Source organism: Taylorella asinigenitalis MCE3 (genome assembly GCF_000226625.1).
Taxonomy (GTDB): Bacteria; Pseudomonadota; Gammaproteobacteria; order Burkholderiales; family Burkholderiaceae_B; genus Taylorella; species Taylorella asinigenitalis.
Genome location: NC_016043.1, coordinates 446342 through 471623, shown reverse-complemented (window position 1 = coordinate 471623; position 25282 = coordinate 446342). Strand labels below are relative to the sequence as shown.

The window sequence follows — 25282 nt, the reverse complement described above, 5'->3', positions numbered from 1 at the left end:
ATAATCGGGGGTAGTAGAACTAAATTAACTAGATATAATTTAGATTAGAAGCGGTGACGTAGACCAACTTTGAATTCTGAATTTGAATCAGAACGAGCACCTTGTGCATCAGATTTAGTGTACATGTACGAGCCTTGGACATATACGTTAGTACGTTTAGAAAGTTTATGCTCGAAGCCTAAAGCAAATCCATGGCCCATGATTGTATAGTCGTTCTGAGAGTTGTTCTGAGCATTGTCGTCAGGAGTAGCATTTCCGCCCCAGTATTTGAAATGAACTTTAGAAGCATCACCTACTGGTGCAGAGATACCAGCAAACCACATATTTGAAATAGGTTCAACTTCATTGCCACCAGGTTGCTGTTCAGCAGCTTTAACTCCTAAAGCATCTCCGCCGAAGAAGCCATCCCATTGACGTCCATAGCCTAAGAATAATTCAACTGCACCAAAGTCATAACCACCGCCGACTGTTAATGCTTTAGCATTAGTTTTTACAACATCATATTTAACATTACCATTAGCGTCAGCACCTACAGCTTTCTTATCGCGAGTTTGCAATGAATCGAAAGTAATACCGAAAGACAATTTGTTTTTCTTATAACCGATACCTATACCCATATATGAAGAGCTATCGTAAGTGTTCGTATTTACCCCATTAGAAGATCCAGAATCTACTTTTGTTCCAGTACGTTTATAACCACCTTGAATTCCGAAAACTAGACCGTTATTATCGTTAGAAAGATATTTAACAGTAGGTAGTTCTTTTAGGCGATATGATAGAGCTCCGTGTGCATCACCAGCATCTGCATTACCCCAGTCCATACCTTGAGAAATTAGGTCGTCAGCAATATTATTTTGAAGTCCTACAGTAAGTGTACCAAAACCACCTTTAAGACCTAAGATAGCTTTACGATTAAATAATTGACCAGCTTTGTTACTACCTAATACAGAATCAAAACCAGATTCAATTTGGAAGATAGCTGAAAGACCGTTACCTAAGTCTTCAGAACCTTTTAAACCCCAACGTGAACTAGATTGCCCATTAACAATTGCACCTATTTTTGTTACAGTGTCAGAACCTTGAGCTGAAGTTGAACGAATTGTTTTTTGAGAATAACCGATACCAGCATCGATACGGCCATATAGAGTTACAGAAGTTTTAGCTTCAACAGCACCAGCGAAGCCAGCAAGTAGAGCAGCAACTAATAATGTCTTTTTCATTTATAAATCTCCGTAAGATTTGAAAAACCGAGCCGCAAACATCTAATTACTTAAATATCTACAACCCTAAAATTATCCCCTTTCGGGAAGTTAATGATATTCAAACAAATTTTAAGACTTCTTGCTAGTATTAATACAAAAAAACGTAAAAAAATGTGGTTTTAATGCAAAGTTGGGGGCTGAGTAGCATAAATATGTGTGTTTTATACAACCTTTATAAATTGCAAAATATGATCAAAGCTGGCAACTTAAAATATAAAAACTTAAGAAAATACATTAACTTTTGTGAGTTAAATAATTGATGAGATACAGGATTATTGCCACAAAGAAGTATGTTGTAAAAAAACAAAAAAACCCGCACGAGGCGGGCTTTAAAATATGAGACTTAAAATTAGTCTACAAATTTGATATCACCAATCATGATAGCTTGGTGTCCAGGGAATGTGCAGAAGTATTGGTACTCAGTAGCTGGATCAAGTTTAGAAACTTCAAAAGTAACTTTGTCTGATTCACCACCACCAATCATTTTAGTGTGAGCAATAACACGTGCATCTCCTTCTGGGATGTAATCTTTAGCTGGACCTGCTTTACCGCCGTCAAGTGCAACACCTTTAGTATCGGCTTTTTTAACTAGAACGAAGTTATGACCCATAGCCGCTTTAGGCATTTTACCTACGTGCTTAAGTTCAACTGTGAAATCTTTGCATGATTTGCTGATTTCGATAACTTTTTTGTTGTATTGCATTGCATCGTTTGCTTCAAGAACTGTAGAGCACTCAGCTGCGAAAGCAGGAGCAGCAAAAGCAGATAATGCAGCAACTAGAGCGAATTTTTTTAAAGACATAATATAACTCCTCTGAGTAAACGGGCCGAAACCCAATCGGAAAAGCCATGTGGCTTGATGAAATGATATTACCACATATATGAGGGTGCTTTAAAAAAAACCAACAAAAATTGTAGGTGATAAATGTTGCTTGAAGTTTCCTTCTCTAGGATAAACACTTAGTAACGATTGTTTCTTAAGTGGTTTCATAGGATTAAGCTTATATTGTCAACTTTAGGAGGATATATGTTTTATAAAGGTGATTTTTCAATTCGCGGTGAATATTTTAAATTATGTAATCCGTGGAATATTTTGCGTATTTGGTCGGGACTTAGCTTTTTACCGCATGCTTTAAGTAAATGGGTTGACGGTGGGTTGAATCCAGGGACTATAGGATTTTTCGAAAAAGCGGGATTTGATCCAGCAGCTACTTTTGTGACTATTGCTATGGTGTCGGAGTTATTGGTGGGGGTGATGTTGGTGGTGGGCATTGCCACAAGATATGCTTGCATTGCGGGAGCTGCGATTTTAGGTGTGGCTACATGGGCATTGATCACAGTTAAGGGCTGGGGATGGTCATGGAACGGCGGTGGCGTTGAGTATCTTGTATTTTGGTCAATAACTATGCTAATGATTGCTATGCATGAATTTCAGATTAGAGGTCGTGCGGGCCGCGTGAATCGTGTAGAGTTGGATAAACGCGATTTTACATAATTTGATTTCATAATGATGGGGTTTGGGGATTTGAATATTCCCTCACTCCATAGGTGGTAGGCCCCCAAGGGGTGCGAGGCTCCAAAGGGGCCTTACTTATTTGCAACTTTTTCATAATTAGGTTGATTTAGGTCCTTATCTCTTTCAATTCTAGAGATTTCTCAAATTTTTTATTATTAGCTTGCAAAGCAACTGTAAATTTATTTTCTTTACCCGATTTAGAGTTTATTTCTTTCGACTCTGTAGGTATAGCTAGTGAATCCTAAGTAAAATTAGAATTAAACATTGCCTGCGTATTGTTATTCCACTTGAGATTACAACTTTACATCTGGGGTAATAATTTGCATATTATTATGTTTTGCTTCCCACCCTAATTTCATATTTTTTCCCAATGCTTATTTAATAATTCTTTAATCATAGGATGCTTACTGGCTGTATCAAATACTACCTTATACTCTTGAGAGCGTGGTAATCCAAATCCATAATGTCCTAGCTCGTACCATACAGCAAATGCAGCAAGCTCAGGGGTCATATTTGATTTGTTATAAACTACATTTATCTCTTTAGAGGCTGTATCAAAATAAGCATTTACAGTATCGTTATTAGCCTTTATATAATCTGCAGACTTACCACGATTAGCCAAGACTCTAGCAAAATCCGCTCTACTAATTAAGTTAACCTTGTCTTTATGTTTTCCTGTTGCTCTATCTACTGCGTCTCTTATAAGTTTATATTGAGTGTTGTATTTTTCTTTATCGCTATTGAAATCATCTACAATTTTTGCTAATATATTAACATCCTCTGTAGAGGGAAGGCGCTCCAGACCTTGAAATTCTTTTTCAATCTCTGTCGCTGCCCAAGTTACTGCAGAGGACTTTTCATTCGTATCCACTGCTTCAACCGTATATAAACTATTGCGTGGTTTAGGATTTTCTACTATACTAACATCAATATCCCTCGTGTCGTTTCGCACGTTAGCTCTCATGGCAAGCTGTATTGCTTGTGTTGCAGGGAGCCCACGAGGATATTTCCACATAGTATTTAAAGTTAAATCTTTTTTACCAGTCCTAACTTCTTCTACTACTAGTACTGTTCCGTCGTCCATAGCTTTATCATATTCAATAGCATCCATTTTGCGTTTATTTTTACTGCCATAAGATACATTATCTAATCTGCTTACAACCGTCGGAACGTTAAGAAAATCATTCTCAGTTAGCGGTATTTTTTTTAAAGCAATTTCTTTATTGACATTAAAATGCTTACTTCTTGTATGCCTTATGCCATCAGATTCTATAGTATGGTAGTAGCCATTTAAGTTTAAGCTTCCTTTTTCCTTAGCCTCTTTTATTGCTATTGAAATCATCTACAATTTTTGCTAATATATTTCCGTCCTCTGTGTGGGGTGGGCGCTCCAGACCTTGAAATTCTTTTTCAATCTCTGTCGTTACCCAAGATACCGCAGAGGACTTTTCATTCGTATCTACTGCTTCAACCGTATATAAACTATTGCGTGGTTTTGGATTTTCTACTATACTAACATCAATATCCCTCGTGTCGTTTCGCACGTTAGCTCTCATGGCAAGCTGTATTGCTTGTGTGGCAGGGAGCCCACGAGGATATTTCCACATAGTATTAAACGTTAAATCTTTTTTACCAGTCCTGACTTCTTCTACTACATAAGCAGAGCCATCATCCATGGCTTTAGCTTATACAATGGCATCCATGTTACGTTAATTTTTACTGCCATATGATACATTATCTGATCTGCTTACATCCGTCGGAACGTTAAGAAAATCATTCTTAATTAGCGGTATTTGTTTTAAAAGCAATTTCTTTATTGACATTAAAATGCTTACTTCTTGTATGCCTTAAGCCATCAGATTCTATAGTATGGTAGTAGCCATTTAAGTTTAAGCTTCCTTTTTCCTTAGCCTCTTTAATTGCTATTGAAATCATCAACAATTTTTTGCTAATATATTTACGTCCTCTGTAGAGGGAAGGCGCTCCAGACCTTGGATTTCTTTTTCAATCTCTGTCGCTGCCCAAGTTACTGCAGAGGACTTTTCATTTGTATCTACTGCTTCAACCGTATATAAACTATTGCGTGGTTTAGGATTATCTATTACACTTTGATTAGAAAGCGTATCGTTTAGCACGTAGGAGTCAAGGCTATAACTTTTTGTTTTAGTGGCAGTACTCGTACGCTTTCTTTTGTACATAGTTGTTAAAGCTAGATGTTTTTTACCAGTCCTTACTTCTTCTACAACATAAGCAGAGCCATCATCTACAGATTTATCAAATACAATTGAATATATATTGTGTTTTTTATGGTTGGATAACATAGGCTGTACAGTATCCCCTCCTGCAAATACATATTTAATAGTATCCTTAGCAGTTTTATATACAATCTCTTTAGCTCTTAGAATTAGATTAGGTTTATATTAAGCCTTAGGTCTTTCCCTTACTTCACCTTTTGAATATTTAATTGTTTCATCTAGCTTGATTTTTAGGAGTTCAGAGATTATATTGTCTATGTCATTAGAGGAAATTTTTGCCTCTATGACTTGGTCTCTTTCACCTATCTTGGATGTGCTTCCCATATCATGGGCGGCCTCTAATTCTGGGGTGATAGAGACCTTTTCTAATACTACCCACTGTGCGTACGGTCTATTTACATTAACATCACTTTTAAGTAGTAGCGTTACTATTTTTCTTTCACCAAACATTTATATTGGTGCGGCTATATGACTGTGAGTTTCATCATTTGAAAATGACTGTGCAACTATGGCTCCTTTATTATTGATATTCTTGATAATTAGGAAACAAAGTTAGTAAATCTAAATAAAATCTCTTGAGATTTCTGACTCAGGTTTTATTAACTTTGGAGTAGTTAACTGCGGTTATGTCTACAGGCTGTGTGATAATCTGGTTTTTTATTGCCTTTAGATTAATGGAATCCATCTACTGATGTATCATTGCCATATGAAGTTTTGTTTGTGGTTCTTTTGTTCTTTTTTACTTTTAAGTACTGACTTAGATCTTTATCTGTTGTTCCGATCTTATTTATAGGGTCGAGTTTTGAGTCGAGGCCAGGGTAATTGAAGCCGCTCAGTGTGTAGATTGTCGACTATCATTTTTTTATATCTTCATATAAGAAGTACCCACGTCATGTAGCAAATTTAATGGACATAGCTTGACTTCTTGCTCATCATCGAATATGGTTAACTCATAAAAGACACCTCGGGTATCCACGCTGTTACCCTGGACTAACAATTCCTGAGGTGTTTTTTCTATTTCTAAATTATTTTCACTTAGAGAATATATAAGTTTGCCTTCCTCAGCATGCGACTATATTGCGATTGATGGATCGTTTTTTGATCTATAGTATTACGTGATTTTGGATTTTACTAATTTACCAATAATACTCTTTGATTAAGAGAAGCTGTAAATATATCTTTCCATTCGCTCGGTGTTAGATATGTAAGCTCACCGTTTACCTGCCATTGCAGCTGTTTAGAGACTTCAGTAAGCATTGCCCATAGCTTGGCATTTTGGTCTAGAGTTCTAGTCCTCTCTTTTATCTCGCATCGATAACTCGCAGGTGCTTGCATGATTGTATTGCAAGCATTGCGTTTAATATCAGTATTAAGGAGATTAAATACTTGGCTCATTTTTCTTGTAATTGTCCTTATTACTTCTTATGTAATCCCAGTTAAGGTCTGGTCTTAGTTCCTCGCAAGTAACAAGCCCATCTGATACAGCCTCTAATTTGAAGCAATACCATACGGGGACTTTCAACTTATCATGACGCCAGTTCCATAGCTGAGTGCCGCAAACAGATATGAGATTTGCTAATTGGTTAGCAGACAGCCCGCTTTTATTAATAAATTCGTTTAGTTTCATAAAAAATCAACATTATCAAATGATGATTTAATTATATCAAATGATATTAAAAAGTGCAACTAGATTTTTATTGTTATTTGATGATTTTTCTATAAAATCTACATAAGGAGCGAAAATGAAAGACTTAAAGGAAACTAGAAAGGCTAATATTCTCAGGCTTATTAACGAAAAGTATGGAGGTTCTAAAACGGCTTTTGCAGAAGCAGCAAAAGTACCACTCGCACAAATTGGTCATTGGCTTTCTAACAACGAGAGGCACTCAAGAAACATGAGTGAAAGGTCTGCTCGTAAAATTGAAACAGTCCTAAATTTGCCTGAGCGTTATTTTGATATATCAGAGTTAAGTGATAGCTCTGACTATATATCACTAGAACATTACGATATTCATTCCTCTGCAGGTTATGATGCTAGAAACGAACATTTACCTGAGATTAAACAGCTTGAAGTATTGCGTGAATGGGCTAATGAGAATTTAGGAATGGATGCACGGAATCGCATTAAAGTCATCTATAACAAGGGTGTATCTATGCACCCAACAATTAGAGATGGGGATTTGTTATTCGTAGATATCATAAAGAACTATTATGACGGCGACGGTATTTACGTTGTTGACATTGGTGGAGACTTATTATCAAAGCGTCTAGTAAAAGATATAACAACAGGCGATTATTTAGTGGTCTCAGATAACACTAATGCTAAATATGAAACGGTTCACTTTAACAGAAATAATATTGAAAGCCTTACTATATGCGGTCGTGTCAAAAAGATTATGACATTTACAGAACCAATTTAAGAGTGCTTAAATGAAAGACTTAACTTCTGAGATAATTTCACTATTCATTTTCATTATCAGTTTAATTATCTCTAAATCGCCATAGCCGTCTCTATATTTGAATATGCTCGCCATGCACTTTCCTCCACTAAAAAACTTATTATAAATTTTGGTGCAGTTTTTGGTGCAGTTTTGGTGCAATTTGTTTTAAATATTTTTGCTTATATACAAAAATTCATAAAGCGACTGTTAAATAACGCCTTGAATTTTAAGAATTTTTAATTATATTGAAAAATTTAGAAAGTTAGGGAATGCACCCGGCGTGCAATTAACAATCCCTATATAGCTTGCTCTTATTTATTTTGTGTGCAATATTGGTGCAGAATTTTTAAAATCTAGTGTTATAAAAAAACAATCTAATTTCTGAATCTAAAATCAAATGTTTATAATAAACAAACTTTATTGAATTACTGGAACTTAATATGTTAGGTTATCGAATTGGATTGCCGTTTTGGAAGTCCTTTGCTAAGCTGGGTATTCCTCTAAGTTTACGCATTATTATCAAGCACGATGAAGAGGCTAATGTTTATTATGCCACTAGCCCTGACTTAAAATCTTTAATCGTTGAATCTGATACCATTGAGAATTTATTAAAAGAAATCGAATTAGTAATAGAGGATTTATTGGAAGTGTTTATTGCTAAAGCCCATACTATAGCCAATCCTAAAATAATGTTTCCCTCTAAATCTATATCTATATGAAAGACTTATATGAGTCCACTATCAGTATTCTTAAATTATGGGTTTTATAAGTTAAGAGAGGGTAAGGGTTCACATCAAATATGGACTAATGATAACAAAACAGTCACAGTACCCTATAATTTAAAATCTAGGCACACAGCTAATGCCATACTAAAACAAGCTAATATAAATAAAAAAATCTAACCACAATTTTGCGTATCATATGAAACTTAAAAGTGCAACGCAAGCGTTTACGTGTCATCGTCTATGGCGTTATAGAGTTTAAGTAAAGTCTCATGCTTAGTCTTACACTCTTTATAGTTATAGACTAAACGTATATAACTATCTACAAAGTCATCCCAAGAGGTAGACTCTATAGGGTCTATATCTAAACATGGCTTAGCGATAAAACTATCTAATGGTGGATTGGATTGCTTTATTGATGAGCTGCAGCCTGTCATTATCAAGCACGCAGCCATCAGGTAAAGGTCTTTTCTTAGCAAGCTCATGATATTCCTTAAGTAGTCGTTTATTCTCTTTAGCCATTTCATCTAGTTTATCTAAAGCTGCCTTTGCCTCTTGAGATACATAGAGTACTTGAGTCTTATACTGCTCTAAATTTTCTATTATGATTTTGTCTCTAGCTATTTGTTTATTTAAATGATTGATATTTGCAATCAATAAAAAGAAAGCTATAACCACTACAAAAGCTGCAGACAAAATTAAAGGCAACCGTCCAGTTATAAAGTTAATCATTTTTTCTCCTCCTTATATAGACATAGGTATTTCTCTGCATTCCTGCGATTTATAAGCCCTTTCCACTTTTTGCCCCCTGCAAATACCCATCTATCAAGCTCAGCACAAGCGGTTATGTAATCCCCTTTATTTAACTTTTTAAGTAGAGTGGAACGTGCAAAACTACCCTCCCCGACGTTATATACAAATGAAGCAAGAGCGGCTTTTTGCGTTTCACTTAAAGGGACTTTTACATATTTCTTAACTATGGCAAACGATTTATCTAGCTCTTTTTTTAAGAGCTCATCACACTCTTTGTCTGTATATACTTTATTCTCAATATCTTTTGTGATTCCATCGCAGACTGTAAGCACTCCTGCAACATCTAAATAAGGCGTATACCTCCTACCCTCATAGTAAGAAACTGTAGAGGTAGCAAGCACTACAGCTCCAGAGGTTATATAAGGTAGGATATGTTTATTTATCATTTTTCTTTTTAAAGTAAGTGATAAGTCTAGGAATTAACAAAACTATATGAATTCCTAGATAAATCATTGTCATTACTGCCACCCAGTCTGAAAGCGTTAAACCCCACATTACTATAGCGGTACCGCCTACTGCGACTGGCTCTACATATTTATCGTTCATAAGTCCCCCTAATTAAAAACCCAGCTTATTCGCTGGGTCTGTTAAATCTTTATATAGTTTATTGGTCATCTGATAGATATGCCTCATCTCTCTGTCTACTTCTAAGGCTCGCTGTCGCCTTAACTCTAAGTCACTCCTATCTGCTAGGATTTGCTTTCTCTTAGATTGAAGTTCCCTTAGCTCTTTATTGGCACTCTTATATAGCTGCTTTAAGAGTTCAACATTGGGATTTTCACGATTAAACTCTAAAAGATTACCGTTTTCTATAGCATAGTTTTTCTTAGCAACAAGACTATCTACAGCTCTCTTGTTATTAAAAAATGTAGTGCTATCCTGACTATATGATTTATTTCTAAACCCTTGGACTAAAGGAATCTCTTTTAATAATGGGCTTCCTTTCTCACCGCTTAAAATCTGCAGTCCTCTTATAAGCTCCATAGCTCCTGAGCCTAAATAGTTTTGCACTAAGAATCTATATACCTCAGGATAAGCATCAATACCTGTATATTCATATACACCCTTAGCTAAATCCTGCCATAAGAGGTCTGTCTTAGGATAGCTTTGAGTAAAGTGCATTTTCTCACCTACCCACTCACTAGGCTTATGGATATTACCACCTAAACCGTTTTTATTTGTAGCCAACTGTACCATAGGCTTAACTAGAGACGGCATAAATGATTGCAACGCCCACCCTGCAAAGTCTTTACTAGGGTCTATATCTACAGGCTGTACAGGCGATAGATTAGAGAAAAAGGCGTTCTTAGCTATGTTAGCTATAGTAGTCGATTCATCTGCCACGCCGTATTGATATCTTAAAAGAGAATCCGCTATGTTAGATGCGATACGCCCAAAACCAAAACCAACAGGGACTCTCCAGCCGTTACCGTCATTATCCTCTATGAGAGTCCAAAAGTTACCAGTTATAGTTTGAGGCACTTTAAAGTATCTATACTCCCCGTCATCATCTACACCGCCCATAGCTATTAACATACTTCTTATAGCCATATCCATAGCAGTTAATGCTACTAGTGTTGCTGCCCCTCTAGGCGTTCTTAGAGACTGTAATACCCGTCTAGCATCAAATAATTGAGGATTAGCAAAATACCATAACGCTCCTAGACTATCACCTAATTTACCCTTAGTTTCAAAGTTCATGGTATTTTTAACCCATAAGGCAGCATCCTCTTTATTCATAACTCCACTTTCAATTATGGCATCAAATATTGCTACCCTTGAGGTCATCTCTAAATGGTTATTAAATTCATCAAAGAAATTACTTAAAGTTTTGATACCTTTAGCTATTTCATGTTTAGTACTAGCCCCTATTGCTCTTGCAAATTCATCTGCAGCAGTATCTATTTTATTTTTTCCAAATAGCTTGCTATAGAATGTAACACCACCTAATTTCTCATATTCACGTTTACGCTGTTGATATTTGCTATTAGGGTCAGTGTTTCTATCAGCCATAAAGGCGACATTGTTTATAAACGCTTTTCTTATTATTTGAACTGCTTTATTTAAAGGGATATCCCCATTAGCTAACACCAAACTAAACTGAGATTGCATATCCCTTATCTTATTTAAAGGTCCAAATACTGGGTTATAAATCGTAAATAAACTACCTACTCTTTTAGTTAATCGCCCAAAAACTGTATCTAAAAGTCCCGTATCCTTAAGGTTAACCTGCTGTATACTCTCTGCTACTTTAGCATCCCCTATACGAAGTATCTTAACGTCACGCCCATCTCTTAGGACTATTGCGTTTTTATCCGCAAACATTCTGTCCTTAGAGTTAACTTTCTTATCGGTAAATACTGAATTATCAGGTAGATAGTAAACGTATCCGTCTTTACCTAATTTCTTTTTATATGCATCTTGGAAATCAACGGTATTTAATTTAGCACCCATAAGCTCTTTTAAACCCTTATTGTTTTCTACTACCTTAAAGAGTTCACGCTTAAATACTTGTTGCCCACTTCTATTTATTGCATTTTGTGTAGTGGTAAGAATATTCTGTATTACGTTATCTGCTAAGGTGCCGCTCCTGCCCTTAGCATTTAAATCGGTAATATCTCTTAGCTTAACCTTTTCAGAACCCTCTAAATCCCCTACATTAAATATCGCCTCCTCTGCAGGGTCGCCATAAAGAGGCACATAATATTCATACTTAGGTCTAGCATCTATCATCTCTTGGGTCAATAACCCTGCTTCAAGTAACAGATTATCTTTATACTCAAGCATAGGCTTAATAATACTAGAGTATATATCTTTATAATCATCAATTAAGTCAGGTGCGATTCTATTTATCTCGGTTGCCCATGCGTTTATCTCCTCATCTGTAGCACCTGAGCCTGCCTTATCTTTACCTTTTGTTTTTCTTAAGATTTCTTTATTACGCTCTTTACCATGTAAGATAAGGTTACCTACTGTTGAGAAGTCCTCTAGGAATTGTCTCCAGCCTCCATTATCAGAATATATCTCTTTATACTTCTCTTTCCATAAGCCTTGTAACTTATCTTGCAGAGGCTCATAAAAATTCTTAATCATATCGCTTGACTCTTGAGAAGCTGCTGCTTCATAAGTCCTAAATATCCTCTCAAGATTTTTAGTATCCTCTCCTTTTAAAGATTTAAGTAGATTACTAAACGGTGCTTTTGAGTCAAAGAAAAGCGTAGTTATTTTCTCAGACCACTCAGGCTGAACAGTATCCCCTCCTGCAAATACATATTTAATAGTATCCTTAGCAGTTTTATAGTCAATCTCTTTAGCTTTTTGAATTAGATTAGGTTTATATTTAGCCTTAGGTCTTTCTCTTATGTCGTTAACAGAATCTTTTGAAAATTGAGCATCGTCATTTGCATTAGTAGAATCAGACGTATTTCTAATTACTCTTTGATAATTCCTGTCTTTGTTAGGAGACTTACTAAATAAAACTCCTTGAGCAAAATCACTATCCACATCGATAGGTGCTGATACAAAGATTTTCTTACCATCTATTTTTACTATAGTCTCGTTTTCTAAATCAAAGTCATCGTGCCACTCCTTAACTACTGATTCAGGTGGGCTAGCTCCTAATTTCTTAATACCATCAGGAGTTAGTGCATATATCTTTTTATACCCACTATTAAATAATTGCCTAATTGTATTTCTAGCTAACACTCTAGGATATGTTTTTTGCTCAGGTTTTAAGTATTGTTTAACCGCCTCTAAATCATCACCAAACACATGATGAGCTATTTCTGTTTTATCGTTACTATAAAGCACGCTCATAAGGTCTGATTGGACTTCAGTAATTACTGCGCTTTTCTCCCCATTATTATCAAAATCCCTAAATAACACAAACCCAAATCCGCTTGGATGTGGAGTTTGTGCTATTTTCATATAGAAATCTCTAATTTTAGGAATATCCTCCCCTCTTTCATGGAAAAAGTTAATGGCATAATCATATCCGCCTATAGTCTGCATAATGCTTTCTCGTTTTAGAGGTCTAGTCATCATATAAGGACTAGAGTCCATAACGCTTAACCATACCTCAGGCTCTATTAGATTTTTAGCCCTCCAGTTATTTACGACTTCTTTTCCGAATGTTTGAGAAAGGTCTCCAATAAATCTATCTTTATTAGGAATATTACTAGCCTTAAATACGTCCTCGAATTTAAACACTCCTGCCTCTACGGCTTTTGTTGCATCTTTAAGCTCTTTGCGTTTACGCATTACAGTCTTAATGCCAACATCTCTAATTGAGTTTATATCTATTAACCCTGACCGAATTAAAATGTTGAGTGCTTCATAATCGTAATTTTCGTTTTTTTGCAGTTCTTTTAATATATGCTCTGCTAGTTCTTTATCTTCTCTACCATTATTTATGGCGTCTAAAGAAAATTTAATATCATCTCTAAAGTATTTATTAGGTAGAGTTATGTTAAAAGAAGCGACTTCATTTAAATTAATATTGTCAGAGTTGAAAAATTTCTCTAAAACGTCCAAAGGAGTGTTTTTATTTCTTGCTACTCTTAATTTAATGCCTAAATTTTTTCTATTTGAGAGTTCCCTTAAAGTCTCAACTGGAGTATTAGGATTTACAGCCACTTTAAATTGCACGCTGTGTTCACTATCTTTAGATAGTTTTTTTAGAATATCTATAGGCGTTGTTGAGTTTTGAGCAACAGCTTCCCTAACATTAACATGTTTATCATTTGATAGCTCTTTTAATGCAGTAGCAGGTGTATTTATATTTCTCGCAACATTTTCTCTGACGGGTTTGTTTTTATCTTTAGATAGTTGCTCTAAAATATCGGCTGGAATGTTTGAGTTTTTAGAAACTTCTTTCCTAACCATAGCATGCTTATCATTTGAAAGTTCTTTTAATACCGAAAGAGAGGTGTTTATATTTCTAGCAACATTTTCTCTGACATATGCATCGATATCATGAGACAATTCTTCTAAAACATCAACAGGGGTTGAGCTGTGCTGTGCAACTCGCTGTCGGACAAAGTCGCTTTTGTCTTTTGATAATATTCTAAGAATATCCCCATCTAGTTTTTGTTGTGATTCTGCAAGGGCTTCCCTTATAATTCCGTTTATATCTTTAGCTAATTTTTTTAATGTATCATTGTTAGCATTAGAGTTTCTAGCAACTTCGATTCTAACATCCCCCTCATCATCTGCTAATATAGCAAGTGTATTAGGGCTTGTTTTTTTGTGTTTAGCTACTTGCACTCTTATATCAACATTATCATCTTTAGCTAATTTATCTAAAGTTTCAGTATTAGTATTAAAGTTTTTAGCGACTTCAAATCTAACATCTGAATTTTTGTTCTCTGCTAACTTATCTAAAGTCGTCTCTGAGGTATTATGGTGACGTGCAACTCTTTTTCTTATAACTACATCATTATGGTTAGATATTTTTTCTAAAGCTGTAGATGGAGTATTAGCATTTAATGATACGTTTTTAATAACATCTAAGTTTTCATCATCGGCTAATTTATCTAAAGTATTTTTGCTTGTAAGAAAACCTCCTGCAACTTTAATCCTAATCTCATCATATTCATCATCTGCTAATTTATCTAAAATATCTTTTGATGTTAATAAATTATTGAGGACTTTTTTTCTTATGATTTTCTCAGGGTCAGATGCCAATATATTAAGGATTTTTGAATTTATGTTAGGATTATTTAATACATTTTCTCTTACATACGAGTTCTTATCAGTAGCCAGTTTCTTTAATGTTTCAATACTAGTATTATCATGTGCAGCCACATTTTCTCTTACTTTAAAATCCATGTCATTAGCTAGTTTTTCTAAAGACTTATCTGATATATTTTTTTGGTCAATCATCTTAAGCCTAACATTTTCATCCCCAAATTTCACAAGGATATCAATTATCTCTTTAGTTAAATCTGTTTGCTTTATATAATCCAAGACTTCTTTATTGCCACTTATTTCATATTCGTTATCATTCCTTAATTTATCTATCTTATCTAACTGCTCTATAGACTCCTTACTTAGGTTTTTCTTTAGTTTTTTAAAGTCTAAAACCTTTCTTGAATCTTGAAAACCAAAATCAAAAAGGTCGTCATTGGCTGTCTTATCAGAAGAGGATTTGTTAGATTTTTTGCTATATCTAGTATCATCAACTACGATATCTGAATCGTTAACATCTATGCTATCAAGGTCTTGTCTTAAGCTAGATAAAATTTCTAATAACCCTTTGTCAGTTAACTTCGTACCAAGTACTGCATTTAATATTTCTTTAATCTTATTGATTATTCTATTAAATACAGTATCTTTATTTCCTCTTAACTCAGGGCTTATATTTAAGTTCCATTGGTTAGCTAAGTGGTCAAAATCCCCTGTTTGAGAGGCAGCAAAAATCTCTACTATTGCCTCCTCTATAGCCTTTTCATCGCTAAGTATTACGTTATCATTTGCGTAATTATCCCTCATCTTTTTAGATAGCTCTTTAATTAGAGGGTGCTTACTGGCTGTATCTAGTACTACCTTATACTCTTGAGAGCGTGGTAATCTAAATCCATAATGTCCTAGCTCGTGCCATGCAGCAAATGCAGCAAGCTCAGGGGTCATATTTGATTTGTTATAAACTACATTTATCTCTTTAGAAGCTGTATCAAAATAAGCGTTAACAGTATCATAGTTAGTCTCTATATAATCTGCAGACTTACCACGATTAGCCAATACTCTAGCAAAATCCGCTCTACTAATTAAGTTAACCTTATCTTTATGTTTTCCTGTTGCTCTATCTACTGCGTCTCTTATAAGTTTATATTGAGTGTTGTATTTTTCTTTATCGCTATTGAAATCATCTACAATTTTTGCTAATATATTTACGTCCTCTGTGTGGGGTGGGCGCTCCAGACCTTGAAATTCTTTTTCAATCTCTGTCGTTACCCAAGATACCGCAGAGGACTTTTCATTAGTATCCACTGCTTCAACCGTATATAAACTATCGGGGCGATTTCCCTCTTTAATTTCTTTTAGAGTTAACTTAACTAATCTTAACTTGTCTTCATATGGCAATATAGTAAAATATCTATGTATATTTTTAATATTAACATCATTGCTTCTGTCAAGTTTAGACCAGCCTCTTAAGCTATTTTCGTATAACGCATCAAGATTAGAAACAGATAACATATGCTCATTAGGTGAAGAAGACTTATTTACAGCCTTACCACTAACCATTTTGTCAATATTTGTGTTACTAACTACTGCTATTCGTGAATCGTTATTATTAACCAAGTCTTTGCCAACAAAATTATCCTTAGCTATTTGCTTTAATTCTGCAAAGTTCTTACCTGAGCTTCTTACAGGAGTTACAACAGCATTTCTATATTTAGGTTCATAGTTTTTTAATAGCTCTTTTAATTTACCCTTTTCTACATCCTTGCCAATTCCTTTTGATTGAAGTAACTCATCGTTTTCAACTTCATCTAGTAATTCGTGTAATGTTTTCTTAGGTGGGGTCTCACCAAACATATCCTCACTAGGTCTATCATTCTCATCTATGGCTTTTTGTGCAAGTGCCTTTATCTTATTGCCTAATTTTTTATAAGCCCTGCCATCTACTCCGAGCATAGATACAAAGCGACTCTCAAGCTCTGAGTCATCTTTTTGACTATCATCTAATTCAGATTGCTTATGGGCATCTTTAAGAGGAATGTTTTCACGCTTAGAGTTTACAAGCACTCTCATTGCATTGGTTAGATAACCTCTAAAGTCTAAGTCTCCTGCACCCTCTAGAGCCTGTATCTCTTTAGAAGCCATACTCATTGCCTTAAAGATATTGGTAATCTCAGGGTCCGCTTGAGTAGAGAATATATTTAGTAAATCCTCATCTTTAAACGCTTTATAAAATAGGGCGTTTTTCAACCTATCATAAGATTGTCTTGATAGTTTACTATTAGAGTCATATAAACCTACTCTTTCAGATACAGGCATTGTTTGAACAAACTTATTAACCGACTCTGCAGTGGGCTCTCCATTGGCATCAAAATCTACATAATCTAAATCACTTCTATGCGAGTCATTAACCGCCTGCTCATAAGAGGATAGTGCAGCTGCACTTGATACATTACTTCTATCTCCAAAATCAGCCGTTACATTTTCTTTAGAGGTTATCCTAACTAGTACAGGATTTTTAAACTCACTCCACGCTTTAGGGTCAATACCTACACTTGATAATTGATTTTGTATACCAGTACTATAGTTTTGAGTTTGTTTATTCTTATAGGCTAACTGTATACCAGCCGCTCTACCATTACCTGCTAATACCCTAAATTGAGTATCGTTTCCTAGCTCATAATCCTTATTAGTACCACCTGTAAAATCGTGACTTGGTAGTAAATCATTAGCTTCTACTACAGCATACTGAACGCCTATTTTCCCACCATTCCCGTCTACAGCTATATCCCTATTTCCTAGTGCTGCCTCTTTAATATTTATCGCAGGATTTTCCTCTACAATAGGCGAGCCATCTGCAAACGTTTTAGATATACCCACTCTATCAGGGTCTAAGTTTTTAGATATATTTATTACCTGAGCTTGAGATTGTTTAGTAGTTCTATCCCTATTTTGTATTCTTACTCTTTGATTATCTTTAATGCTTTCATTTATTTTGTTGCCCTCTATAGGCTCTTTAGGCTCAATAGGTGCTATAGGCTCTATAGTTTCTAATACTTCATTATCTTTAGGTTTATGCCCTTTAGGTGCTACAAAACGTTTATTTAGCTTATATTTCTTAACTACAGCACTTAATACATCATCGCCCTTAGCTACTTTATCTAAACTTCTAGACTCTTTGATAGTATCGTATATCTTGTACCATTGGTTAGCATTATCATCAGAGGCATCTACATACTCTGATATAGCACTAATTAGTGCTTCATCATTATCCCTAAATAACACTTGTCTCTTAGGTCGTATAGCTACTGGGGACGGTATACTCTCATCTACAGGGTTTCTTTGTAAGTAATTAGGCGTATCTTGAGTAGACTCCGCTGGTACACTCTCTACAGGCACGCTCTCTACTGCTGGTGGTACCGCAGGCTCTTGAATTTGACTAACCTCTGCCTCTGATACATTATTTCCATCCTGTTGAGCCTGAGCTAATATAGCCTCCCCTAAACCCTCTAAATCTTGTATAGGCACTTCAACTTCGTCTACATTTATATCATCATAATATGGACTTGAGTTATCCTCCTCAGGTACATGAGGCACAGGACGAGTTATCTTTCTACCATCCTCTTTAGTTAAGTCTCTAGGCGTTTTAGGTTTTTGAGGGCTAGAGCGACTATAAAGGGCTGAGCCAATAACAGATGGTGCAGCAAATGGCACGCCTTGAATTAACTCTCCTGCAAAATTAGAACCAAAACCCTCCCAGTTACTTCTATTAGGGTCAAAATCTTGTAATGGAATATTCTTAGCTAATGTGTTACCACTAACCTCTATTGCACTATCAGCAACCTCCTCTCCTACAGTGAATAGACTTTTAGCTAAAGGTCTTATAAACGGTTTACCTACTAGACTTTCTGCACCAAACAAACCTCCTACTACACCTGTTGCACCTGCTAGTGCATATAATCCCTCTCTACCCTCTGTAGTATTAGCTAAGTAGTATCTTATTTCTTGTGGCGTAAAACCCTTAGATTCTAATTGTTGCCATTGTGGACTCTTTCTTAATTGCTCCTCTGGCATGTTCATTATTTCATCGTGGACTGCTTGTATAGCCTCGCCTGAGTTTGTTAAATATCCGAATCCTCCAAGTACGGCGGGTGCAGCAGGACCAGTAACAAATGCTGCCATAGCTGCTGGAGCTAACTGACCTGCTGCATTTGACATAGTAGATATAGGTGCTAATGTAAAGTTTTTAACTGTTGTACTAAAAGTATCACCGTATTTTTGAATATTCTCTTGTTGGGTTTTTTGAATATCCTTAGTTTTTGCACTTAATTGATTCTGTAATTCCTGCATAGTCTCAGGAAAATTCGCACCCTTATTAAATAAAATCTTTTTAGGTGCTTTCTTTTTATTTTCAGGTTCAGATGAATTGCGTTTTATTCTTTCATATAAAGAACCACCAAATAAGGAATCTATTGTACCAATAGGGCTTAGCTTATAAATTAATTCCTTTCTATCAGCGTTATAAGCCTCCTCTATAACATTCTCTGCACCTGTAGTCAATGTATCTGCAGCTGTTACTATACCCATCTTTATTTGGGTGTTAATGTCTGAGTCCGCCTGTCCCCATGTACGTTTTATTGGCTTCATAGCCTCTGCTAGAGCAGGGTTAATATTTGTCTCTAAATCATTAAGAAGTGCTTCATAAGGGATACCTAATTGAGGACTTAGGACTTTTTGTACTACCTCGCTTTTATAAGTCTCATATAGGTCTCTCCTGCCCTTAGTGGATAAATTATCAAAACCATTATTTTTTAACCATACGTCAGGCTTATATTGTGATAATTGCTGTTTTTTTAGCTCAAACGCTTCCTCCTGCGGATTAGTTAAATATGGATTTTTATAATCTAAATAAGGAAGTGTGTAATCGTTTTTCATTTCATTAACTCATCTAAATAATCGTCTACCCAGTCAAAACGCATATCTAATTTAAGGTTATTAAGCCCAAAATTACTAAGTCCCATATTGCTTAATTGCATGGGATTTTTTTGTGTAATGTATTGCTTTTTAAGCTCATCGATTCTCTTTATTTCATTGTTTAGAAAGTCGTCTGCAAATTTTTGTCTCTCTAAATAACTTGGCTCAGGCGGTGGCTTTATTGACTCTCTTTGTAAGTATTGAGCAGGCTTATAGTTTTTGCTAAAAAAGTTATTTACAAAGTCCCAATCTCTATGTTTTTGTTTATAAGGACTTGTTGGAAAACTTGCCCAAACAGAGCCTGTTTTCTTTATTGCACTCTCCCAGTCCTGATTTAGCACATCATCTATTGCACCCTTATCGTTTATCTTAGCTATTGCTATATAGTCTTGATTTTGAGGTGAGAAGTCATCAGGTAAACCATATCTTTTTCTTATATCATCATAAGTGCCTATGGTTATTTGATATCTACCTGCGGCTCCTGTCTTATTCTTTGTGCCATCTGTTTGAGGAAAACTATATAGCACTCTAGGGTGTGTCTTAAGGTCACTTATAAAATTATTATTAAACCCGTGTTGATAGCCATATTTTTCAGTAGACTCTGAGGCAGAGACAAAATCGAGAAACTGTCTCATATTCTCATTTTGTCTTAGCCTTTCAAATTCCTCTTTAGTAAGTGCCATATCCTCTATCCAAATAACTAGGTGCTTGATTGTTTAAAGCATTTTTTAACTGCCTAATTAATTCTTTGTTTTTAATAATCTCTTTAGCTAATAAGGCCCTTTCTCTATCCTGTTCTTTTGTTGGATTGGGTATATTAAATAACTGCTGATATCTTTTTTGAAGCTCGCTATTTTCTCTCTCTTTTTGATTAATACTCTCAATTAAAGTAGTATTGTCTACGGTCTGAGGTGCAGATTGAGTGACTGTATTAGGCGTATTAATAGCGTTTGTATTAATTGGATTTAAAGGTGTATTTGAGAAAAAGCTAGGCGTATTCCTTGTTGCTGTTACAGGACTTGGTACACCGTTTCCTGCAGAGTTTTTATTTGCCTCTTTTTTAAGCTCATAGGCTTGTTGCAAATACATTAAATCCTTTTTGTTTTGATAGTCATTCTGTCTTGCTACTTCTCCCTGCATAAAGCGATTAGTATTATTTATGGCATCTAAAGCACTTTTATTTAGTGCTGCCTGTTGCTGAGCTTGGGTTTCATACATTAATTTATTTTTTGCATTTCTATAATTTATTAGACCTGATGGGTCTCCATTTGCAGCATTTACTAAATAAGGCAACTCATCTGCTGGTATCCTACTTGTTGGATTGCCCTCTTTATCAAACATATACGCTTGCCCATGCTGGTCATAAGCAAAACTTAGCCCTGAATTGCCTGCTGCTTCGCTTGAGATATTTTGCCCTGCGGTACCGCCTAAAGCCACTCCTAACTGAAACTGATTCCCATAGATAGCTCTGCCCCTATTATTTAGAGTTCTTACTAGGGTAGGATTTTGTAAGTGCCCACTTCCCTTTAAGTGATTTACCATATCCTCGTAAATCTCTACCTCAGATTTCATACCCCTATTAATGGCATCTCTTTCTAATCTATTGATTACATTTTCAGCATCAACTTTTTCTACCTCTTTTAGACTAATCTCATTTGCTACCTTAGTCCTATTACTTTTTGTATTAAGCAGGCGGTCATAGTTTCCTTTTAGATAATCATTATCTAGATTATTAAGTAGCCTTTGATTTTTTATTCCATATAAATTACTAGCTACTATATCCTCGCCAGCAAGGTTTAAATAGGCATTATTTAAGTCATAAATCTTTGAGTTATAGTCACTTTGTCTTAAGTACTCAGGCATTCTATAACTTGAGAGATAATCGTCTTTCCACCTTTTGTTTGCCTCGAAACCTGAAAGCAAAGAGCCATCTCTAGCCGCATTTAAACTTTGTGCATAATCAAATAAACTTGCCATATTTCTCCCCTTATCTCGCATGTCTTGGACCATGAGAACTTATCCCAGGCGTTGCCGATACCCCTACAAACCCTTGATTAGATATTCCAAAACCGCCCGTATACCCCATACTTCCATGCGTTGGAACAGTCGGACCAAAAGCTCCTAATACCCCCCCTAAACTAGAGAGAATAGAGCCATAGAATTGTTGTCTAGCTTGGTCTCTTATTTGTTCTGCATTTGCTCTTACTGCCAAACTTTGAGACTCAATATTAAGAGCATTTGCTTCAATCTTATTGCCAACATTAAATAACTGAAGTTTCCTATTAAAGTAATGGGTGTCTCGATTAAACTCTCTCTCCTCCAAGAATCGCCTAATCGCATTTTGATTTTTAGCAAGCTCTTTTAGTGTTTCTAACTCAAGCTCTTTAGTGGTATCGCAAAAAGCTCCTGCACAATATCTACTTCTTATTGCTTTTAGATTATCTAGACTTTTAGCTTTTATCTTATAAATTGATATACCTGCTCTTTTTACTTGCTCATCTATATCCTCTTTGTACTCAGGGCGTGAGCATTCTTTTTGTACAGTCTTATCCTCGCAAGGTGCATATATCCTGTTATATCTATCAAACGCCTCTTTAGCCCTTTGCTCTTGTCTATCTGCTATATCAAACTGTTTGTCTGTTGCGTGCTTAGATGCTTCGTATATGTTTTTAGCCAAAAGCGTTGCGGCGGCACCATACGCTGCTTGGGCTATTTTCCAATAATCTAAATATTTCTCTTGAAGTTTTATATACTCTGCTTCGTTTTTCTCATAGGACTCATTAGCTTTACCTAAGTGTTGCATCCACTTATCAGCGTTTGCCATATTGTTTTTATATAGCTCATTTATTGCCTTATAGTGAGCTTCTCTATAAGTGTCAGCACCAAAATTAGTAACGCTTACAGGCTTACCTCCGCCCCCTCCACCACTCATAGCTGCTCTCCAAAGTCTTTAGTAATAATTATCCCTACCTTTTTATAGCCATACCTTATAGCCGCATCTGCAGTTTTTTGTGCGTTATCAGAGTTAGTCAAAAGCCCTCTAATAGCCTTAGCTCCCATACCCTTAGCCCATACTTCAAAGGCTTTACTTAACTCTAAATACGCTTGGGAATCCCTTTTATTAGGTACTACATAAGCTATTATGTCTTGGGCAAAAGAGTAATCTGCAAATGCATAACTCTCTAAATACCCACCCATAAACCCAATAACCTCATCGTTTTCTACAGCTACAGCAAAAAAGTTAGCAGGATATTGTCCGCTTATAACTCCTGTTACTAAATGGACTGTCTTTAGAGGATTAAAACTTATATCCATACCAAAAGCCTCTCCTATAGCATTAGGCATTAATCCTAGAGCTTGCTCCATTTGTTTATACGATATGTCTTTGTTTACCAATATATTCATCTCAACTCCTTAAATGAAGCTCCAATCTCTAAACTTTTAACCCTTAATTTTCCACTTATCTTTATGTTTATCTTTTGATATCGCCTATTAGAGGGCAATCTAAAGGCTTTAGAGTTATTAATATCTCTTTGAAAAATCACTCTATCATCACCCTCTAGAGAAACCTCTAGACTATCAGAGGCTTTTAGAGGATAAGAGTAATCAACTAAATTAACCTTAGCCCCTGATAGACACACATCTGAGCCTAACTCTAAGTCTTTACTTTTCCACATATACTTAAGGTAGTTAACCCCTGCATCCCACTGCCCTATAACATTGCCCATGGCAACATAAAGCTCTCCGCTATCAGAGGCATAGAGGGCATTAAAAGAGAGGGTTATAGGCATAAAATCGTTATTATCTATACCGTCATTTTCCGCATTAAGCCTTAGGTCAAATAAAAATGAAAGCCTATCAGTACTACCTAAATATTTACCCTCTACAATAGCCCCTGCTAAAGTATTAGGATGTATTGAAGCCCAATCATCTTTACTAAACCATGGACTAGTTAATACGCTAACTCTACTTTGACTTACATTTACAAGCCCACTTGTAGTCGCATATATAACCCCATTAGGCACTTCAACTAGACTTTTTATGCTAATAATCGGTGCAGGATAAGGTATCCTTAATACGCTTCTCTGATTGTTCTTATCTACCTCTAAACCTATGACATATGGGTGTCCGTCTGTAAGAGCGTATATATTCCCATTTGAATATTTAAGCCCCCTAACTTCATCATCTAAAACAAGGGTATATTTTTTTAACCACGCCTGAGGCTCATATGGTGCAGTAAACCATATTTCATTTCCTACACTTCCAAATAAAACCCCATTAGGCAAAGCGGTTATATTCTCAAGTCCATCAGGTGGCGGTGCGTATTGAGTAGAGGATAGTGTTTCTGTTAACTCATCCTCACTTACATCATCATCAAAATCAAAGACTAAATTTAATCTAGCTACAAGGTGATACTCTGAATACCCCTCCTGAGAGCCATCGTTAAACTCTTGGGTTAATCTATAAAGATTGATACCGTCTATATCCCAGCCACTAGGCGGTGTTGGAAAGTCTATATGACCTATAGTTTTAGGGTCTACTAGTGTTACCTCTGTTGCCTCTGAGGGTTGTCCCTCCCCCCCAAAGCTATCAACATAGGTATACACATAACTTCTTAATACTGAAGTTTGCTCTTTAGGTGTGTTTTCTGAATATGTAACCTTAAGAGGCTCAGGTTTAGGAAGCCCTACTCTTTTATACTCAAGATTACAACTATCACCTACAGAGGCTACAACTGGATACTCTTTTAGCCCAGTAATATATACTCTCTCACAAGTAGGAAGCCAACGGGCTATAGATACACAATCCTCTTTAAATGAGAGAAAGCAACAATTAGGAAGCCTATGTAAAGTCCTAATACAGTCAATATCTGTAACCTCTACCTCTTTAGGCTCTCTAAAAGGCTCTAATATAGAACCCTTTAGATTAACGTTATAAGCCAAAGAGGCTTGAGTATCATTTATAAGAGAGGGGATATATCTAGGTACAAGCCCCCCAAACCTCTCTAGCTTTATAAACATCTACCACCTGATAGAGAGTGAATAATATTACTTCCTGCCTCTATTGAGTAGATGCGACCGTCCCTTACTACTATTGTTGCATTCTCATATTTACCGTCCTCTAGAGGGCGTGCATTCTCTGCATCACTTTGAGTTAAGGACCCGCATTTATTTTGAGTATATTTTTTATCACCTACAATAAATGAAAGCTCATCGCTTGGCTTTTTGTTTATCGTAAACTCACCGTCATTATTTAAGACTTCAAAACAATCCCCGCCCTTTATGCTTGAGACTAATTTATTTAGAGAGCTTAATTTTTCCTCTACAATATCCTCTATTGAACTTTTAACCCATGTAAATGTTACACAAGTACCAAAAGGAGCATTAATAGGTGTTGTGCCCTCTACCCCTCTTTCAATCATTATCTCGCCATCACTTGTAGCCTTAGCCTTTACAATCTCATGACTTATATTGTTTCTAAATGTTAGATAAGTATAGTTATCTCCTAATAATTGCTCTAAGCGATATTTATCTCTTTTATGAATTGGTAAATAAGTATCATCTTGTTTTATCGCTCTATCTAGTACTACATTAAAACCTACTAAAGAAGTGTACAT

23 protein-coding genes are annotated in these 25282 nt (G+C 35.7%); 4 read left to right on the top strand and 19 right to left on the bottom strand.

Annotated elements, in window-relative coordinates; translation table 11 throughout:
• Positions 1-44: 44 nt before the first annotated feature.
• Positions 45-1220, bottom strand: coding sequence for a porin (locus TASI_RS02330; RefSeq protein WP_014111152.1), 1176 nt, complete (start codon positions 1218-1220; stop codon positions 45-47).
• 391 nt (positions 1221-1611) lie between these two features.
• Positions 1612-2064 carry an azurin gene (gene azu / locus TASI_RS02325; protein ID WP_014111151.1) on the bottom strand — a complete coding sequence of 151 codons (453 nt, stop codon included), beginning with the start codon at positions 2062-2064 and terminating at the stop codon, positions 1612-1614.
• Between the two features lie 225 nt (positions 2065-2289).
• On the opposite strand from azu, the gene TASI_RS02320 reads away from it, so the two are divergent.
• Positions 2290-2757: a DoxX family protein gene (locus tag TASI_RS02320; RefSeq protein WP_014111150.1), complete on the top strand. Its 468-nt coding sequence runs from the start codon at positions 2290-2292 to the stop codon at positions 2755-2757.
• 376 nt (positions 2758-3133) lie between these two features.
• Here TASI_RS02320 and TASI_RS07930 read toward each other — a convergent pair whose 3' ends face one another.
• From TASI_RS07930 to TASI_RS02290, 7 genes are all read right to left on the bottom strand, one after another.
• Positions 3134-4120, bottom strand: a complete 987-nt coding sequence (locus TASI_RS07930; protein WP_014111149.1) for a PBECR3 domain-containing polyvalent protein — start codon at positions 4118-4120, stop codon at positions 3134-3136.
• Positions 4092-4454, bottom strand: a complete 363-nt coding sequence (locus tag TASI_RS02310) for a hypothetical protein (protein ID WP_014111148.1) — start codon at positions 4452-4454, stop codon at positions 4092-4094. The genes TASI_RS07930 and TASI_RS02310 overlap by 29 nt, the downstream gene beginning before the upstream one ends.
• A gap of 103 nt (positions 4455-4557) precedes the next feature.
• A complete protein-coding gene (locus TASI_RS07925; protein ID WP_014111147.1) occupies positions 4558-4713 on the bottom strand; it encodes a hypothetical protein in 156 nt (51 codons plus the stop codon).
• On the bottom strand, positions 4713-5099 hold the full coding sequence (locus tag TASI_RS02305; protein WP_014111146.1) for a hypothetical protein: 387 nt from the start codon (positions 5097-5099) through the stop codon (positions 4713-4715). The genes TASI_RS07925 and TASI_RS02305 overlap by 1 nt, the downstream gene beginning before the upstream one ends.
• Positions 5100-5198: 99 nt before the next feature.
• On the bottom strand, positions 5199-5483 hold the full coding sequence (locus tag TASI_RS02300; RefSeq protein WP_044977976.1) for a hypothetical protein: 285 nt from the start codon (positions 5481-5483) through the stop codon (positions 5199-5201).
• A gap of 681 nt (positions 5484-6164) precedes the next feature.
• Positions 6165-6428 carry a recombination protein NinB gene (locus tag TASI_RS02295; protein WP_081462448.1) on the bottom strand — a complete coding sequence of 88 codons (264 nt, stop codon included), beginning with the start codon at positions 6426-6428 and terminating at the stop codon, positions 6165-6167.
• On the bottom strand, positions 6412-6660 hold the full coding sequence (locus TASI_RS02290; RefSeq protein ID WP_014111142.1) for a transcriptional regulator: 249 nt from the start codon (positions 6658-6660) through the stop codon (positions 6412-6414). Before TASI_RS02290 ends, TASI_RS02295 begins: the two co-directional genes overlap by 17 nt.
• 115 nt (positions 6661-6775) lie before the next feature.
• On the opposite strand from TASI_RS02290, the gene TASI_RS02285 reads away from it, so the two are divergent.
• The 3 genes from TASI_RS02285 (at position 6776) to TASI_RS08110 (ending at position 8376) form a co-directional block, all read left to right on the top strand.
• Complete coding sequence (locus TASI_RS02285; RefSeq protein WP_014111141.1) at positions 6776-7453, top strand: S24 family peptidase; 678 nt, start codon at positions 6776-6778, stop codon at positions 7451-7453.
• A 461-nt stretch (positions 7454-7914) separates the two neighbouring features.
• Positions 7915-8193: a DUF1902 domain-containing protein gene (locus TASI_RS02280; protein WP_014111140.1), complete on the top strand. Its 279-nt coding sequence runs from the start codon at positions 7915-7917 to the stop codon at positions 8191-8193.
• A 9-nt stretch (positions 8194-8202) separates the two neighbouring features.
• Positions 8203-8376, top strand: coding sequence for a type II toxin-antitoxin system HicA family toxin (locus TASI_RS08110; protein ID WP_014111139.1), 174 nt, complete (start codon positions 8203-8205; stop codon positions 8374-8376).
• Positions 8377-8583: 207 nt separating this feature from the next.
• Here TASI_RS08110 and TASI_RS02275 read toward each other — a convergent pair whose 3' ends face one another.
• From TASI_RS02275 to TASI_RS02235, 10 genes are read right to left on the bottom strand one after another with little or no spacing between them, the layout of a single operon-like run.
• A complete protein-coding gene (locus tag TASI_RS02275; protein WP_014111138.1) occupies positions 8584-8928 on the bottom strand; it encodes a hypothetical protein in 345 nt (114 codons plus the stop codon).
• Complete coding sequence (locus TASI_RS02270) at positions 8925-9395, bottom strand: lysozyme (RefSeq protein ID WP_014111137.1); 471 nt, start codon at positions 9393-9395, stop codon at positions 8925-8927. The genes TASI_RS02275 and TASI_RS02270 overlap by 4 nt, the downstream gene beginning before the upstream one ends.
• The gene (locus TASI_RS07860; RefSeq protein ID WP_014111136.1) at positions 9385-9555 is read right to left on the bottom strand and encodes a phage holin family protein; all 171 of its coding nucleotides are present in this window, start codon (positions 9553-9555) and stop codon (positions 9385-9387) included. The genes TASI_RS02270 and TASI_RS07860 overlap by 11 nt, the downstream gene beginning before the upstream one ends.
• Before the next feature lie 12 nt (positions 9556-9567).
• Positions 9568-19626: an LPD38 domain-containing protein gene (locus TASI_RS02265; RefSeq protein WP_014111135.1), complete on the bottom strand. Its 10059-nt coding sequence runs from the start codon at positions 19624-19626 to the stop codon at positions 9568-9570.
• A complete protein-coding gene (locus TASI_RS07755; protein WP_049885994.1) occupies positions 19623-20348 on the bottom strand; it encodes a glycoside hydrolase family 24 protein in 726 nt (241 codons plus the stop codon). Before TASI_RS07755 ends, TASI_RS02265 begins: the two co-directional genes overlap by 4 nt.
• On the bottom strand, positions 20335-21642 hold the full coding sequence (locus TASI_RS02255; protein ID WP_014111133.1) for a hypothetical protein: 1308 nt from the start codon (positions 21640-21642) through the stop codon (positions 20335-20337). Before TASI_RS02255 ends, TASI_RS07755 begins: the two co-directional genes overlap by 14 nt.
• A gap of 10 nt (positions 21643-21652) precedes the next feature.
• A complete protein-coding gene (locus tag TASI_RS02250; protein WP_014111132.1) occupies positions 21653-22597 on the bottom strand; it encodes a hypothetical protein in 945 nt (314 codons plus the stop codon).
• Complete coding sequence (locus TASI_RS02245) at positions 22594-23070, bottom strand: hypothetical protein (protein ID WP_014111131.1); 477 nt, start codon at positions 23068-23070, stop codon at positions 22594-22596. Before TASI_RS02245 ends, TASI_RS02250 begins: the two co-directional genes overlap by 4 nt.
• Entirely contained in the window at positions 23067-24686 is a 1620-nt protein-coding gene (locus tag TASI_RS02240) for a hypothetical protein (protein ID WP_014111130.1), read from the bottom strand. Before TASI_RS02240 ends, TASI_RS02245 begins: the two co-directional genes overlap by 4 nt.
• On the bottom strand, positions 24677-25282 hold the full coding sequence (locus TASI_RS02235; RefSeq protein ID WP_014111129.1) for a hypothetical protein: 606 nt from the start codon (positions 25280-25282) through the stop codon (positions 24677-24679). The genes TASI_RS02240 and TASI_RS02235 overlap by 10 nt, the downstream gene beginning before the upstream one ends.